Raw genomic sequence first — 14,397 nt, 5'->3', positions numbered from 1 at the left:
CGTGATATCGTTGGGCTACTCACAATAGAATGAGACAACTATGTTAATCACCTTTAAATCCAAGGCTTACCCGAACGTCATGATGTACCAGGACCACGCCAAGCGGATCCTGGACCTCCTGCACAAGGACAGTGAACGCGGTGTCATCACCGCCGAAGAAGCGACGCAAGCCGTCAGACTGCTGGAAAACGAGATCGAAGAAAGCCGGAAGCACCAGGCCACCGACGAGATGGAACAGGACGTCAAGGCCCATCAAGGCGAAGAGGACGCGGAACACCAGCCGATCGAGACCGTGACGTTCTCGACCCGCGCGTTCCCGCTGCTGGAAATGCTGCGCGCCTCGCGCGACCAGCAGACCGACGTGCTCTGGGGCGTCTGACCCCGTCCAATCGGGACGCTTCCCGTTCCAGCGCTTCCGCCACCGGCGCGACGCGGCCCTGGTCCGCGCGTGCCGGCAGGTGGACAGGGTCCTGCAGTTCATACGGCCACTGCAGGGCCACGCCGATGCTCGCTTCCACCTGCATGTCCCCGCTCGCCAGTTTGTACGGACGTACCAGCAGGGTCGAGCAGGACATGCGCTTAATCCTCGGCATTTTTGTCGTAGAAAAGCAAAAAGCCCGCTCAGTGCGAGGATTGGCAGTGCCAATCCGGGCGAGCGGGCTTCGTTTTTCCAAAACGAAAAACCCCGTCGAGATCACTCGACGGGGTTTTCTTAATAACTAGCCTGACGATAACCTACTTTCACACTGGTTGCAGCACTATCATCGGCGCAGAGTCTTTTCACGGTCCTGTTCGGGATGGGAAGGGGTGGTACAGACTTGCTATGGTCATCAGGCATAACTTGTACGAGTGCCGCTTGCATAGTGCATGCGTCACTCTGAATCCGGAAGAAGCAGTTTTCGTAATCTGTTGTCTCAACAAACAGCTGAACCCTTGCATTGGCAATGACTGCCAAGGTTATAGGGACAAGCCGTACGGGCAATTAGTATCAGTTAGCTTAATGCATTACTGCACTTCCACACCTGACCTATCAACGTCCTGGTCTCGAACGACCCTTCAAGGAGCTCAAGGCTCCGGGAAATCTCATCTCAAGGCGAGTTTCCCGCTTAGATGCTTTCAGCGGTTATCTCTTCCGAACTTAGCTACCCGGCAATGCCACTGGCGTGACAACCGGTACACCAGAGGTTCGTCCACTCCGGTCCTCTCGTACTAGGAGCAGCCCCCTTCAAATTTCCAACGCCCACGGCAGATAGGGACCAAACTGTCTCACGACGTTTTAAACCCAGCTCACGTACCACTTTAAATGGCGAACAGCCATACCCTTGGGACCGGCTACAGCCCCAGGATGTGATGAGCCGACATCGAGGTGCCAAACTCCCCCGTCGATATGAACTCTTGGGAGGAATCAGCCTGTTATCCCCAGAGTACCTTTTATCCGTTGAGCGATGGCCCTTCCATACAGAACCACCGGATCACTATGTCCTACTTTCGTACCTGCTCGACTTGTCGGTCTCGCAGTTAAGCACGCTTATGCCATTGCACTATTAGCACGATGTCCGACCGTACCTAGCGTACCTTCGAACTCCTCCGTTACACTTTAGGAGGAGACCGCCCCAGTCAAACTGCCTACCATGCACTGTCCCCGACCCGGATCACGGGCCAAGGTTAGAACCTCAAACGAACCAGGGTGGTATTTCAAGGTTGGCTCCACGAGAACTGGCGTCCCCGCTTCAAAGCCTCCCACCTATCCTACACAGATTGGTTCAAAGTCCAATGCAAAGCTACAGTAAAGGTTCATGGGGTCTTTCCGTCTAGCCGCGGGTAGATTGCATCATCACAAACATTTCAACTTCGCTGAGTCTCGGGAGGAGACAGTGTGGCCATCGTTACGCCATTCGTGCAGGTCGGAACTTACCCGACAAGGAATTTCGCTACCTTAGGACCGTTATAGTTACGGCCGCCGTTTACTGGGACTTCAATCAAGAGCTTGCACCCCATCATTTAATCTTCCAGCACCGGGCAGGCGTCACACCCTATACGTCCACTTTCGTGTTTGCAGAGTGCTGTGTTTTTATTAAACAGTCGCAGCCACCAGTTTATTGCAACCCTTTCACCCTCATGGAGTAAACCATTCAAGCTACCGGGGCGTACCTTATCCCGAAGTTACGGTACCAATTTGCCGAGTTCCTTCTCCCGAGTTCTCTCAAGCGCCTTAGAATACTCATCTCGCCCACCTGTGTCGGTTTGCGGTACGGTCTCGTATGACTGAAGCTTAGAGGCTTTTCTTGGAACCACTTCCGATTGCTTCGTGTCACAAGGACACACGTCTCGACCCCTTGAATTACGCGCCCGGATTTGCCTAAGCGCCTTCTATGAGTCAAGAACCAACTATTCCAACAGTTGGACAACCTTCCGCGATCCGTCCCCCCATCGCATCATACGACGGTGCAGGAATATTAACCTGCTTCCCATCAGCTACGCATCTCTGCCTCGCCTTAGGGGCCGACTCACCCTGCTCCGATGAACGTTGAACAGGAAACCTTGGGCTTTCGGCGAGAGGGCTTTTCACCCTCTTTATCGCTACTCATGTCAGCATTCGCACTTCCGATACCTCCAGCATCCTTTACAAGACACCTTCTCAGGCTTACGGAACGCTCTCCTACCATATGTGCAAGCACATATCCGCAGCTTCGGTGACTGGCTTAGCCCCGTTACATCTTCCGCGCAGGACGACTCGATCAGTGAGCTATTACGCTTTCTTTAAATGATGGCTGCTTCTAAGCCAACATCCTGACTGTTTTAGCCTTCCCACTTCGTTTTCCACTTAGCCAATCTTTGGGACCTTAGCTGGCGGTCTGGGTTGTTTCCCTCTTGACGCCGGACGTTAGCACCCGACGTCTGTCTCCCAAGCTCGCACTCATCGGTATTCGGAGTTTGCAATGGTTTGGTAAGTCGCAATGACCCCCTAGCCATAACAGTGCTCTACCCCCGATGGTGATACTTGAGGCACTACCTAAATAGTTTTCGGAGAGAACCAGCTATTTCCAGGTTTGTTTAGCCTTTCACCCCTACCCACAGCTCATCCCCTAATTTTTCAACATTAGTGGGTTCGGACCTCCAGGGCGTGTTACCGCACCTTCATCCTGGCCATGGGTAGATCACCTGGTTTCGGGTCTACACCCAGCGACTGTCGCCCTGTTCGGACTCGATTTCTCTACGGCTCCCCTATTCGGTTAACCTCGCCACTGAATGTAAGTCGCTGACCCATTATACAAAAGGTACGCCGTCACCCCACGAAGAGGCTCCGACTGTTTGTATGCACACGGTTTCAGGATCTATTTCACTCCCCTCCCGGGGTTCTTTTCGCCTTTCCCTCACGGTACTGGTTCACTATCGGTCGATTACGAGTATTTAGCCTTGGAGGATGGTCCCCCCATCTTCAGACAGGATTTCTCGTGTCCCGCCCTACTTGTCGTACGCTTAGTACCACCGTTCGAATTTCGTGTAAGGGGCTATCACCCTCTATGGCCAGCATTTCCAGGCTGTTCCACTATTCGATCGACTATCACGTACAAGGCTCATCCCATTTCGCTCGCCACTACTTTGGGAATCTCGGTTGATTTCTTTTCCTGCAGCTACTTAGATGTTTCAGTTCGCCGCGTTCGCTTTGCATACCTATGTATTCAGTATGCAATGACCTAAAAGGCCGGGTTTCCCCATTCGGAAATCTGCGGATCAAAGTGTGTTTGCTCACTCCCCGCAGCTTATCGCAAGCTACTACGTCCTTCATCGCCTGTAATCGCCAAGGCATCCACCATGTGCACTTATTCACTTGTCCCTATAACGTTGGCCCCTGCATGAGTATCAGGGAACGTCATATCGACAAGAGTTCAGCTTACTATGTTTGTTGATACATACAGATTACTACCCTAAGTGTGCATCTGATCGTTAGACCAGCTACACGCTTAAAGAAAACTTTACTTCTTCCAGATTGTTAAAGAACGAGAACTACACTTACCTAAAACCAGCGTCTTACGTAAAGATAGTGGTGGAGGATGACGGGATCGAACCGACGACCCCCTGCTTGCAAAGCAGGTGCTCTCCCAGCTGAGCTAATCCCCCAGTGTAACGTGGTAGGGCTGGTTGGACTCGAACCAACGACCCCCGCGTTATCAACACGGTGCTCTAACCAGCTGAGCTACAGCCCCGAAAACTCTTCTCGTTTAACTTTGAACAGTCGATAAGCGTAGGCGCTTGATGATGGAGCGTTAGCTCCCGTGCCACTCTAGAAAGGAGGTGATCCAGCCGCACCTTCCGATACGGCTACCTTGTTACGACTTCACCCCAGTCACGAATCCTACCGTGGTAAGCGCCCTCCTTGCGGTTAAGCTACCTACTTCTGGTAAAACCCGCTCCCATGGTGTGACGGGCGGTGTGTACAAGACCCGGGAACGTATTCACCGCGGCATGCTGATCCGCGATTACTAGCGATTCCAACTTCACGCAGTCGAGTTGCAGACTGCGATCCGGACTACGATACACTTTCTGGGATTAGCTCCCCCTCGCGGGTTGGCGGCCCTCTGTATGTACCATTGTATGACGTGTGAAGCCCTACCCATAAGGGCCATGAGGACTTGACGTCATCCCCACCTTCCTCCGGTTTGTCACCGGCAGTCTCATTAGAGTGCCCTTTCGTAGCAACTAATGACAAGGGTTGCGCTCGTTGCGGGACTTAACCCAACATCTCACGACACGAGCTGACGACAGCCATGCAGCACCTGTGTTCAGGCTCCCTTTCGGGCACCCTCCAATCTCTCGGAGGTTCCTGACATGTCAAGGGTAGGTAAGGTTTTTCGCGTTGCATCGAATTAATCCACATCATCCACCGCTTGTGCGGGTCCCCGTCAATTCCTTTGAGTTTTAATCTTGCGACCGTACTCCCCAGGCGGTCTACTTCACGCGTTAGCTGCGTTACCAAGTCAATTAAGACCCGACAACTAGTAGACATCGTTTAGGGCGTGGACTACCAGGGTATCTAATCCTGTTTGCTCCCCACGCTTTCGTGCATGAGCGTCAATCTTGACCCAGGGGGCTGCCTTCGCCATCGGTGTTCCTCCACATCTCTACGCATTTCACTGCTACACGTGGAATTCTACCCCCCTCTGCCAGATTCAAGCCTTGCAGTCTCCATCGCAATTCCCAGGTTAAGCCCGGGGCTTTCACGACAGACTTACAAAACCGCCTGCGCACGCTTTACGCCCAGTAATTCCGATTAACGCTTGCACCCTACGTATTACCGCGGCTGCTGGCACGTAGTTAGCCGGTGCTTATTCTTCAGGTACCGTCATTAGCCCAGGATATTAGCCTGAGCCGTTTCTTCCCTGACAAAAGAGCTTTACAACCCGAAGGCCTTCTTCACTCACGCGGCATTGCTGGATCAGGCTTGCGCCCATTGTCCAAAATTCCCCACTGCTGCCTCCCGTAGGAGTCTGGGCCGTGTCTCAGTCCCAGTGTGGCTGGTCGTCCTCTCAGACCAGCTACTGATCGTCGCCTTGGTGAGCCTTTACCTCACCAACTAGCTAATCAGATATCGGCCGCTCCAGGAGCATGAGGCCCGAAGGTCCCCCACTTTCATCCTTGGATCGTATGCGGTATTAGCGTAACTTTCGCTACGTTATCCCCCACTCTTGGGTACGTTCCGATATATTACTCACCCGTTCGCCACTCGCCGCCAGGTTGCCCCGCGCTGCCGTTCGACTTGCATGTGTAAAGCATGCCGCCAGCGTTCAATCTGAGCCAGGATCAAACTCTTCAGTTTAATCTCTGTTTTTGCTACTTTCGTAGCAGATCGCTCACTCAAAATACTGACCGTTACTCATTGCTGAGCAACGTATTTCTTTTGTGTGAACATTTGATAATTTAAGCATTCAGCAGCCACTTACGCGGCTGCTGGCACTTCATCAAACGCCCACACTTATCGACTGTTGATTGTTAAAGAGCTGTATTCGGTACTGCCTTGCTGCGCTTGCGAATCGTTTTGTTCGTCAGCAGCAGAGAAGCGAGATTATGCAGTGTTTCGCGATGTTCGTCAACTTCTTTTTTCGCTTCGCGGCGTCGATTTCCTCTGGATTTCGACCGTGCCGTGAAGCGGACGCGCAGTATAGCAACCGCCCCGCAACCTTGCAAGCTCAGCCGCAATCAAATTGCCGGCGCCGCGGCATGCTGTTTCAGCCACGCCAGCGCACGCGGTGCCGCACTCAATATGGAGATATGACCATCTTCGGGCTGCAGCCACGACACGGCCGAAGGACAGTGACGCGCCAGCCATTCGGCATGCGACGTCGGCACCATCCGGTCCTGCCCGCCGTGCAGCAGGAGCACCGGCCGCGCAATACGCGCGCAATCAAAACCCCACGGCGAGACATACGCGACGTCGTCATCGATCAGGCCGTCGGACCCGGCCGCCAGCGCCGGCCCGACGACACGATCGAACCACGACCACGGTCCCGCCAACGCATTCCAGTCGGCCGCGATGAACGATTCCCGATCGAATTCCGGGGACGCGGCTTCGTACGCGACCTTCTCCGCCCTGCCCGCCCGCGCGGCGCGCAGGCCCGCGATGCCGGACGGCCGCATCCCGGCGAACCAGTCGAATCCCGCGGCGTCGAAGGGCGCCAGCCCGGCGATGCTGACGGCAGCCAGAACGCGGTCCGGCAACAGCGCGGCACAGCCAAGCGCGTGCGGACCGCCGCCCGAGTGGCCGACAACAGCGAATCGGCCGATGCCGAGCCGGTCGGCGATCCGCGCGACGTCGTGGGCAGCCGACGCGACATCGCGCCCCGGTCGCGGCGTCGAGCCGCCATAGCCAGGGCGGTCGTAGCCGATCCAGCGCAGCCCCAGACTGGCGGCGTCGGCAAACAGCGGCTCGGGCGGCAGACCGATGTTCGGCGTCCCGTGCAGCCAGAAAACCGCCGGGCGGCCACTCTCCTGCGCGTAAACGTGCAGCGTGCGCCCGTCATCCAGTGCCAGGTCTGTTTCCGTCATCTCGACTCCTACGGTTGTGCGCCGACGGGCTGTCGCCGCAACTGCTCCGCATCCTTCAACGGCGGCGCGCCGAACAGGCGGCGGTACTCGCGGCTGAACTGCGACGGGCTTTCATAGCCCACCTCGTAGGCGACACTGGCCGCCTCGACGTCGCCGCTCATCAGCATCTTGCGCGCCTCGAGCAGCCGCACCTGCTTCTGGTACTGCAAAGGACTCATCACGGTGGCGGCCTTGAAGCGGCGGTGCAGTACCGAGGGACTCATGTGCACCGTGCGCGCCAGCGCGTCGATGCTGAGCGGTTCGTTGTAGTGCGTGCGGATCCATTGTATGGCCTCGCCCACCGCGCGCTCGCGCTGGCCGCCGACGACGCCCCGGCTCAGCGTCGCCCCGCCCGGCGCCGTTACGAGACGATAAATCAGCTCCTGCTTGAGCAGGCGGCCCAGCACGGGCAGGTCGCGCGGCCGGTCGAGCAGACGGAGAAGCCGCACGAACACGTCCAGCATCGCATCGTCCGCACGTTCGACCGTGATCGCGGGCGGGTCGGCGTCCGCCAGCGGCAGCTGCAGTTGCATCTCCAGCACGAACGCCGCCACCTCCTTCGGGTCGATGTCGACGCGGATGCCGTAGTACGGCGCCGCATCGGTTGCGCGTATGACCTGGCCGGACACGGGCATCGCCACCCCCGCCTGCACATAACACCCGGGGCCGTAGCGCAGCACCTGCGAGCCGACCAGCATCTCCTTCTCGCCCTGCACGAGCAGGCAGACGGACGGCGTCAGGATGCCGCGCCCGGCGGGCGTCGGCGCCGGCCGGCGTATGAGCCAGAGCCAGGGCAGACCCGTCGCCAGGTCGAGGTTGCCCGCGTCCGCGCCGCGCATCGCCTGCCCGACGAGGTCCAGGAGCCGGGTTTCAGAGTGCTGTGTCATGACCCATGATGGCTTTCGGTTCGAGATAGGTCTCCAGGCCGAAGACACCGAACTCGCGTCCCAGGCCGGACTGCTTGAAGCCGCCGAACGGGGCTTCCGGTGCATCATACAATCCATTCACGAACACGCGCCCTGCCTGAATGCCGGCCGCCACGCGGTTCGCGCGCGCCAGGTCCGCGCCGAACACGTACGCGTGCAAGCCATAGGGCGTATCGTTGGCGATGGCGATCGCCTCGTCGTCGCCGCGGTACGGGATGATGGACAGGACGGGCCCGAAGATCTCGTCGCGGGCGATCGTCATGTCGTTGCGGACGTCGCCGAACACGGTCGGCCGCACGAAATAGCCCCGTTCCAGCCGGTCCGGACGCCCAGGCCCGCCCGCCAGCAGGGTCGCGCCCTCCTCGATCCCCTTGCGGATATAGTCCTGCACGCGCTCGTACTGCCTGCGCGTGACCATCGGCCCCACGTTCACACGCGGGTCGTTCGTCGGACCGACGACCAGGTCCTCGAACGCGCGCACCGCCAGTGCATGCGCCTCGGCGACGCGGCTCGCAGGCACCAGCAGCCGCGTGCCCGCGATGCACGCCTGGCCGCTGTTCATCACGGCGGCCAGCGCCGCCAGCGGCATCGCCTTCGCGAAGTCGGCATCGTCGAGCAGGACGGTCGGCGATTTGCCGCCCAGTTCCAGCGTCACCCGTTTCATGGTGTCGACGGCGCCGCGCGCGATCGCCTTGCCGACGCTCGTGGACCCCGTGAACGAGATCTTGGCGATGTCGGGGTGGCGCGTGATCTCCGCGCCGACGACGTCGCCGCGGCCCGTGACGATATTGAAGACGCCCGGCGGCAGTCCCGCACCGTGCATCACGCGGGTGATGAGCTCCGTCTGCGCGGCACTCAGTTCGCTGGGCTTGACGACGGCCGTGCTGCCGGCGGCGATCGCCATCGACAGCTTGGTCGCGATGAAACCGATGTTCGCATTCCACGGCGTGATCAGCCCGACGACGCCATGCGGCACCATCGTCACGCGCGCCCCGCCGACCTCGCGCTCGAAGGCATATTCACCCAGCAGCCGGCGCGCGATCGCGAACGATGCGGCGGCGCGGCGCGCGGTCCCCGTCGCCATCGCCGTCGTGCCGCCGTATTCGGCGACCATGATGTCGACGATGTCCTGTTCGGCGGCGGCGACGGCGTCGTGCAGGCGCTGCAGCCAGTCCATGCGTTCTTCCCGCGTCGTGCGCGCCACGGCCGGCAACGCCGCCTTCGCCGCTGCGATCGCGCGCTGCGCGTCGACCTCGTCGGCCAGGATCACGGTCGTCGTTTCGCGCTCGGTGACCGGGTCGAGCAGGACGAGCGGCTCGCGCCCGTGCGGGGCAACGAACGCGCCGTTGATATAAATGGTATCGATGGTTTTCATGGCAGGACTCCTCGTGAACGATGGATTCATCATAGGAGTCCGGGCCCGCCCGGCGGTAGCAGGATACTGACGAAGGATTGCCCGATCCTGCCGATCTGGCGCGGATCAGGCAGTGCGCACCAGCGCCTCGAACGCCTGCGCCGCGCGGCTGCGATAGCGTTCGCGGTGGCGCAGCAGGAAAAAGTCGCGCGGCGGCAGGTCCACGCGCACCTTGGCGAGCAAACCCGCCGCGATGTACGGCGCCGCGACCAGTTCCGACAAGACGGCCACGAAGCCCGCGCTCATCACGGCCGCGCGCACGGCCTCGTTGGACGGCAGGGTCAGGGCGACCTGCAGCGCGGCCAGGTCGACGCCCTGCGCCGCCAGCATCTCTTCGAGCGCGGACCGCGTGCCCGATCCCGGCTCGCGCATGATCCAGCGGGCAGCCTGCAGGTCGGCGGCGGCGAGCCTGCGCTTGCGTACCCACGGATGGCCGGGCGCGACGACGATGGCCATGCGGTCCTGGCCGATGCGCTCCGCGACCAGCGCCGCATCGTCGATGCCGCCCTCCACGAGTCCGAGATCGGCCGCGCCCTCGCGCACCGCGTCCGCCACGGACTGCGTATTGCCGACGTCCAGCCTCACGTCGATCTGCGGATGCGTCTCGCGAAAGCGCACGAGCAGCGGCGGCAGCCAGTAGCTGGCGATCGTCTGGCTGGCCTGCAGCGCGAGTACACCGCGCGCCAGCCCGGCCAGTTCGACGAGCACGCGTTCGGCGCCGGCCGCGCGGGCCAGCGTGGCGCGCGCCTCCTCGAGGAAGATGCGGCCGGCGGCATTGACTTCGATGCGCCGCCCGACCCGGTCGAACAACGGCGTGCCGTAACGCTCTTCCAGCGCGCGCAGCGATGCGCTGACGGCGGACGGTGTCAGCGCGAGGACATTCGCCGCCTGCGTCAGATGCTGGCGTTCGGCGACGGCGACGAAGATGCGGAGCTGGTCGAGGGTCATCGTTCGATTGAAGTGAATGATCTGTGCGAAATTTTAAGATGGACCGAACGATCCTGTCGAGCCGATACTGCGGGCTCGAACCAGGAGAACACCATGAATAATAAGATCTTCACGCTCATTCCGGGGATCGCGCTGAGTGCCGCCGTCACGGGCGCCGCCGTCCTGCTGGAGCGCGGCGAGACCGCCCTCTTCGGCCGCGCATGGCTCGAAAGCCTCGTCCTGGCCATCCTGCTGGGGAGCCTGGTTCGCACCGTCGCGACCGTCCCCGCCGCGTGCGAAGCCGGCGTGCGCTTTTCCGCCAAGGTCGTCCTCGAACTGGCCGTGATGCTGCTCGGTGCATCCATCAGCGCCGGCGCGATCGCCGCGCACGGGCTGCCGCTGCTGGGCGGGATCGCGCTGTCGGTCGTCCTCGCGATCGCATTCAGCTACACCGTCGGCCGGCTGCTGCGGCTGCCGCACGAGATGGCCGTGCTGGTCGCGTGCGGGAATTCGATCTGCGGGAACTCGGCCATCGCCGCCGTCGCGCCGGTCATCGATGCGCAGGGCAAGGACGTCGCGTCGTCGATCGCGTTCACGGCGGTGCTGGGCGTCGTCGTCGTGCTCGTGCTGCCGCTGCTCGAGCGGGTCCTCGGGCTGACGCCCCTCCAGTACGGCATCTTCGCCGGCATGACCGTGTATGCCGTGCCGCAGGTGCTGGCCGCGGCGGCGCCCGTGTCGCAGGCGAGCCTGCACATCGGGACGCTGGTAAAACTGGTGCGGGTGCTGATGCTGGGACCCGTCGTGCTCGGGCTGGCGCTGTTCCGGCGCGACGGCGCGCGCCGCGGCGCGCTGCCGCTGGCGCAACTCGTCCCGTGGTTCATCGTCGGCTTTCTCGCGCTGATGACGCTACGGTCCGTCGATGCCCTGCCGGCCGTCGTACTCGAACCGGCGCACGTGGCCTCGGGCTGGCTGACCAGCATGTCGATGGCGGCCCTCGGCCTCGGCGTCGACGCCCGCGCCGTACTGCGCGCGGGCGGCAACGTGACGGCGACCGTCGTCGTGTCGCTGGTCGGGCTGGGCGCGATCAGTTGGGGGCTGATTGCGCTGCTGGGGATCCGGTGACCGGATAGTACGGGCTTTCGAGCGGCCCGAGATAACTGGGCCGCAGCCCGCCCGCATCGATGACAAGGCGTTGCAGCACGAGACCCGGATCGAGCGCCCAGAACTTCACCGTGTGGCGGCCGGGGCGTGCGACACGATGCGTGGTGACGAACTGCGCGACGCCGTCCGAGACGATCTTGCTCCAGTGGCGTTCGGAACCGTCCGCATGGACGTTGACCACCTGCGGCGCCTCGTCGTCGATCGAGACGGCGTAACGGAAGCCCGCGCCCGGCTGGAACTTGAGCGTCGGTCCGAGGACGGCCTGCAGTTTCAGCTCACCGGCGGTGAACAGGTGCACCTCGTACTCGAGCCGCATGCCATCCGCGACCTTCAGCGCGTCCGCCGCGACCGGCAAAGTGGTCATGCCGGACAGCGTGCGGCCATAGCCGGGAATCCTCAGCCACTGCCGGCCGGATGGCGCCAGCGCGCGAGTGTAATGCTCCGCCTCGATCGCGACGACGCCCTGCGTTTCCACGTGACCCCGCGCCGTATCGGGCGCCAGGCCGGCCGGTTTGTGCACGGGCACCTTGACCTCGACCTGCGCCTTGGCCGGACCGCTGATCGTCAGCGATGCCACCGTGGTGCCGGCGGGGACCGCGCTCCAGTCCACGTCGACGACGATGCGCTGCTCCTTGCTCACGCGGCCGGCCTTGTGACTCAGGCGGATCCACGGATGGCTCGCCGTGATGGCATAGTCGAACGGCTGGGCGCTCCGGTTGAACAGCTCCAGATGACGCGGCTGCTTTTCGAAGACGTCCAGCGGCGGCAAGACGAGCTGGCGGATCGGGAAAACGGGCCAGGCGATGGCGTCGCCCTGCACCGCGACGCCCATCTGGTCGGACGGGTGAATGCCGTTCGGCGCCGCCAGCTGGCCGGGCGCGGGAACGCGCAGCTCCGACACGGCCGGCATCACGTCGCGGTAGGGCTGGTCCCAGTTGGTGTAGCCGAAACGCGTCTGCGACATCATGTGATTCCATTTGCCGCCGCTGATCTCGCGCTGGTATTGATTCGCGAGATCAGCGTCGCGCTGGAACAGCTGGCGCACGCGCGCCGCCATGTCGTTCGTCGTCACGCGGCCCTGGCGTGCGTACAGGCGATTGAGGCCGGTCGACACGTACATGTCGAGCGCATTCGCGGACGCGCGCACGGGATACTCCACGAGCTGGAAGTAGGCGTCGCGCATGTTCGCGGGCAGCGTGCGGCCGACGCGCACCGCTTCGTCGGCGAGCGCGTTGTAGTCCGCGACGACGTGCTCCGCCTCATCGTAGTTGGTGAGGCTGTAGGTCTCGGGCTCCAGCTGTTCCGGATGGCGCCGCGCGTTGTAGCGCGTGTACTTGTCGACGATGGACGCGATGTCTTCCGCATGCGCCGCGCCGAATTCACGGGTGGCCCAGGCACGCAGGTACTCGGGCAACCGCTCCGCCGGCCACGCTTGCGGGTTCCACGCATACGCCATGAAGAATTCGGTCGGCACCTCCATCGGCTTCAGGTCGCCCACGTTGACGACCCACAGCCGGTTCGCGCCATACTCGTTCGCGAGGTTCATCTGCTCCCACACCTTGGCGATCTGGGTCACGTTCAACCATTTGTACGAGCGGGGACCGCCGACATAATCGAAATGGTAGTAAACGCCGGCGCCGCCGCTGCGCTTGCGTTCCTCGGCGGTAGGCAGGCGGCGGATATTGCCCCAGTTGTCGTCGCACCAGAGCAGCAGCATGTCGTCCGGGACGCGCATGCCCTTCTCGTAATAGTCCTGCACTTCCTTGTAGAGGGCCCACAACTGCGGCACCTTCTCCGGTTCCTGGCCGAGCTCCTTCCTGATGATCGCGCGCTGGTCGCGGACGATCTGCTGCAACAGGTCGACGTTGGCGTCTTCCGACATCGGCTCGTCGCCGTCGCCGCGCATCGCCATCGTGATCACCTTTTCGTAATCGCGCGTATTGCGCAGGCCCTGCGCCCAGAATTCGCGCAGCACCTCGCCGTTGCGGTGGTAATCCCACGGCCCCTTGCCGTAGCGCTTCCACTCCTGCTGCGCCCTCATCATCGGTTCGTGGTGGGACGTGCCCATCACGATACCCATCGTGTCGGCGAGCTTGCCATTTTCCTTGTCGTCGTCATAGAACGACGAGTACCACATGGCCGGCCACAGGTAATTGGCGCGCATGCGGAGCATCAGTTCGAACAGCTTTTCGTAGAACTTGTGATTGAAGCCGCCGAAGCGCTCCTTCGCCCAATTGGTCAGCACGGGCGCCTCGTCGTTGAGGAACAGGCCGCGGTACTGGACGGTCGGTTTTTCCATGATGCGCGTGTCGAGCGGCACGCTGAGCGAGCGGTGATGCACGACCGGCACGTCGGCCCACCAGTACCAGGGCGAGACGCCGATCTGTTCCGACAGGGTATAGATCCCGTAGATCGTGCCGCGCTTGTCGCTGCCAGCGATGACCAGGGCGCGCTGCACACCGGGCATCGGGTCCGCGACCGCCTGGATGACGAAGCCTTCCCACTGGCCGGCCAGCGCACGCGTGTCGATCTTGCCCTGTTGCGCGAGGCGGTCGATCAGGCCATGGCGCCCGAGCGTGCCCACGATGATCACGTCGCCCGACGCCGCCGGACGGTCGACCTGCCATTGCGGCGTCTTGCCCGTCACGCTGCCGATGTCGCGCTGCAGGTCGCGCGCCGCGCGCAGCACGCCGGGATACTCGTCCGTGCCGACGACGATGGGCGCGGCACGTCCGGCCTGGACCAGCGCCACGCCGGCCTTGCCCTCCGTGTCGACGAACCGCGCCGTGCCGATGGCGTGGGCCTGGCCTGCGATCAGCAATCCCGCCACTGCCGTCACAAGGCGTCGCCATACATCCCTACTTGTACTTCGCTGCATGAACGTCT

7 protein-coding genes, 2 tRNA genes and 3 rRNA genes are annotated in these 14,397 nt (G+C 61.8%); 2 read left to right on the top strand and 10 right to left on the bottom strand.

All coding sequences use genetic code 11. The features are described 5' to 3' along the window. Positions 1–40 precede the first annotated feature (40 nt). A complete protein-coding gene (locus ACEN98_RS19615) occupies positions 41–379 on the top strand; it encodes a DUF1840 domain-containing protein (protein WP_413386561.1) in 339 nt (112 codons plus the stop codon). Positions 380–722: 343 nt separating this feature from the next. On the opposite strand, the gene rrf is transcribed toward ACEN98_RS19615, so the two are convergent. The 9 genes from rrf to ACEN98_RS19570 all read right to left on the bottom strand — a co-directional run bounded on the left by rrf (position 723) and on the right by ACEN98_RS19570 (position 10,371). Beyond that, positions 723–835 (bottom strand): 5S ribosomal RNA (gene rrf / locus ACEN98_RS19610). A gap of 126 nt (positions 836–961) precedes the next feature. Beyond that, positions 962–3,838 (bottom strand): 23S ribosomal RNA (locus ACEN98_RS19605). Between the two features lie 208 nt (positions 3,839–4,046). Continuing rightward, a tRNA-Ala gene (locus ACEN98_RS19600) sits at positions 4,047–4,122 on the bottom strand. A gap of 9 nt (positions 4,123–4,131) precedes the next feature. Beyond that, a tRNA-Ile gene (locus ACEN98_RS19595) sits at positions 4,132–4,208 on the bottom strand. An 81-nt stretch (positions 4,209–4,289) separates the two neighbouring features. After that, a 16S ribosomal RNA gene (locus ACEN98_RS19590) occupies positions 4,290–5,818 on the bottom strand. Together the 16S, 23S and 5S rRNA genes with 2 tRNA genes alongside form the textbook arrangement of a ribosomal RNA operon. Positions 5,819–6,198: 380 nt before the next feature. Further along, positions 6,199–7,044, bottom strand: coding sequence for an alpha/beta fold hydrolase (locus ACEN98_RS19585; RefSeq protein ID WP_413386560.1), 846 nt, complete (start codon positions 7,042–7,044; stop codon positions 6,199–6,201). A gap of 8 nt (positions 7,045–7,052) precedes the next feature. Next, on the bottom strand, positions 7,053–7,970 hold the full coding sequence (locus ACEN98_RS19580; RefSeq protein WP_413386559.1) for an AraC family transcriptional regulator N-terminal domain-containing protein: 918 nt from the start codon (positions 7,968–7,970) through the stop codon (positions 7,053–7,055). Then, positions 7,954–9,384, bottom strand: a complete 1,431-nt coding sequence (locus tag ACEN98_RS19575) for an aldehyde dehydrogenase family protein (RefSeq protein ID WP_413386558.1) — start codon at positions 9,382–9,384, stop codon at positions 7,954–7,956. The genes ACEN98_RS19580 and ACEN98_RS19575 overlap by 17 nt, the downstream gene beginning before the upstream one ends. Before the next feature lie 105 nt (positions 9,385–9,489). After that, positions 9,490–10,371 (bottom strand): LysR substrate-binding domain-containing protein, encoded by an 882-nt coding sequence (locus ACEN98_RS19570; RefSeq protein WP_413386556.1) that lies wholly within the window; start codon positions 10,369–10,371, stop codon positions 9,490–9,492. 93 nt (positions 10,372–10,464) lie between these two features. Between ACEN98_RS19570 and ACEN98_RS19565 the strand changes: the two genes are divergently transcribed. Next, positions 10,465–11,472: a YeiH family protein gene (locus ACEN98_RS19565; protein WP_413386555.1), complete on the top strand. Its 1,008-nt coding sequence runs from the start codon at positions 10,465–10,467 to the stop codon at positions 11,470–11,472. On the opposite strand, the gene ACEN98_RS19560 is transcribed toward ACEN98_RS19565, so the two are convergent. Continuing rightward, positions 11,435–14,350, bottom strand: coding sequence for a glycosyl hydrolase 115 family protein (locus ACEN98_RS19560; RefSeq protein ID WP_413386554.1), 2,916 nt, complete (start codon positions 14,348–14,350; stop codon positions 11,435–11,437). The two genes, ACEN98_RS19565 and ACEN98_RS19560, sit on opposite strands and share 38 nt — an antisense overlap. Positions 14,351–14,397 lie beyond the last annotated feature (47 nt).

This window comes from Massilia sp. CT11-137, from assembly GCF_047302885.1.
GTDB classification, from domain to species: Bacteria; Pseudomonadota; Gammaproteobacteria; order Burkholderiales; family Burkholderiaceae_D; genus Telluria; species Telluria orientalis.
The sequence above is the reverse complement of the archived record's forward strand: the minus strand, read 5'-3'. Positions and strand labels throughout refer to the sequence as shown.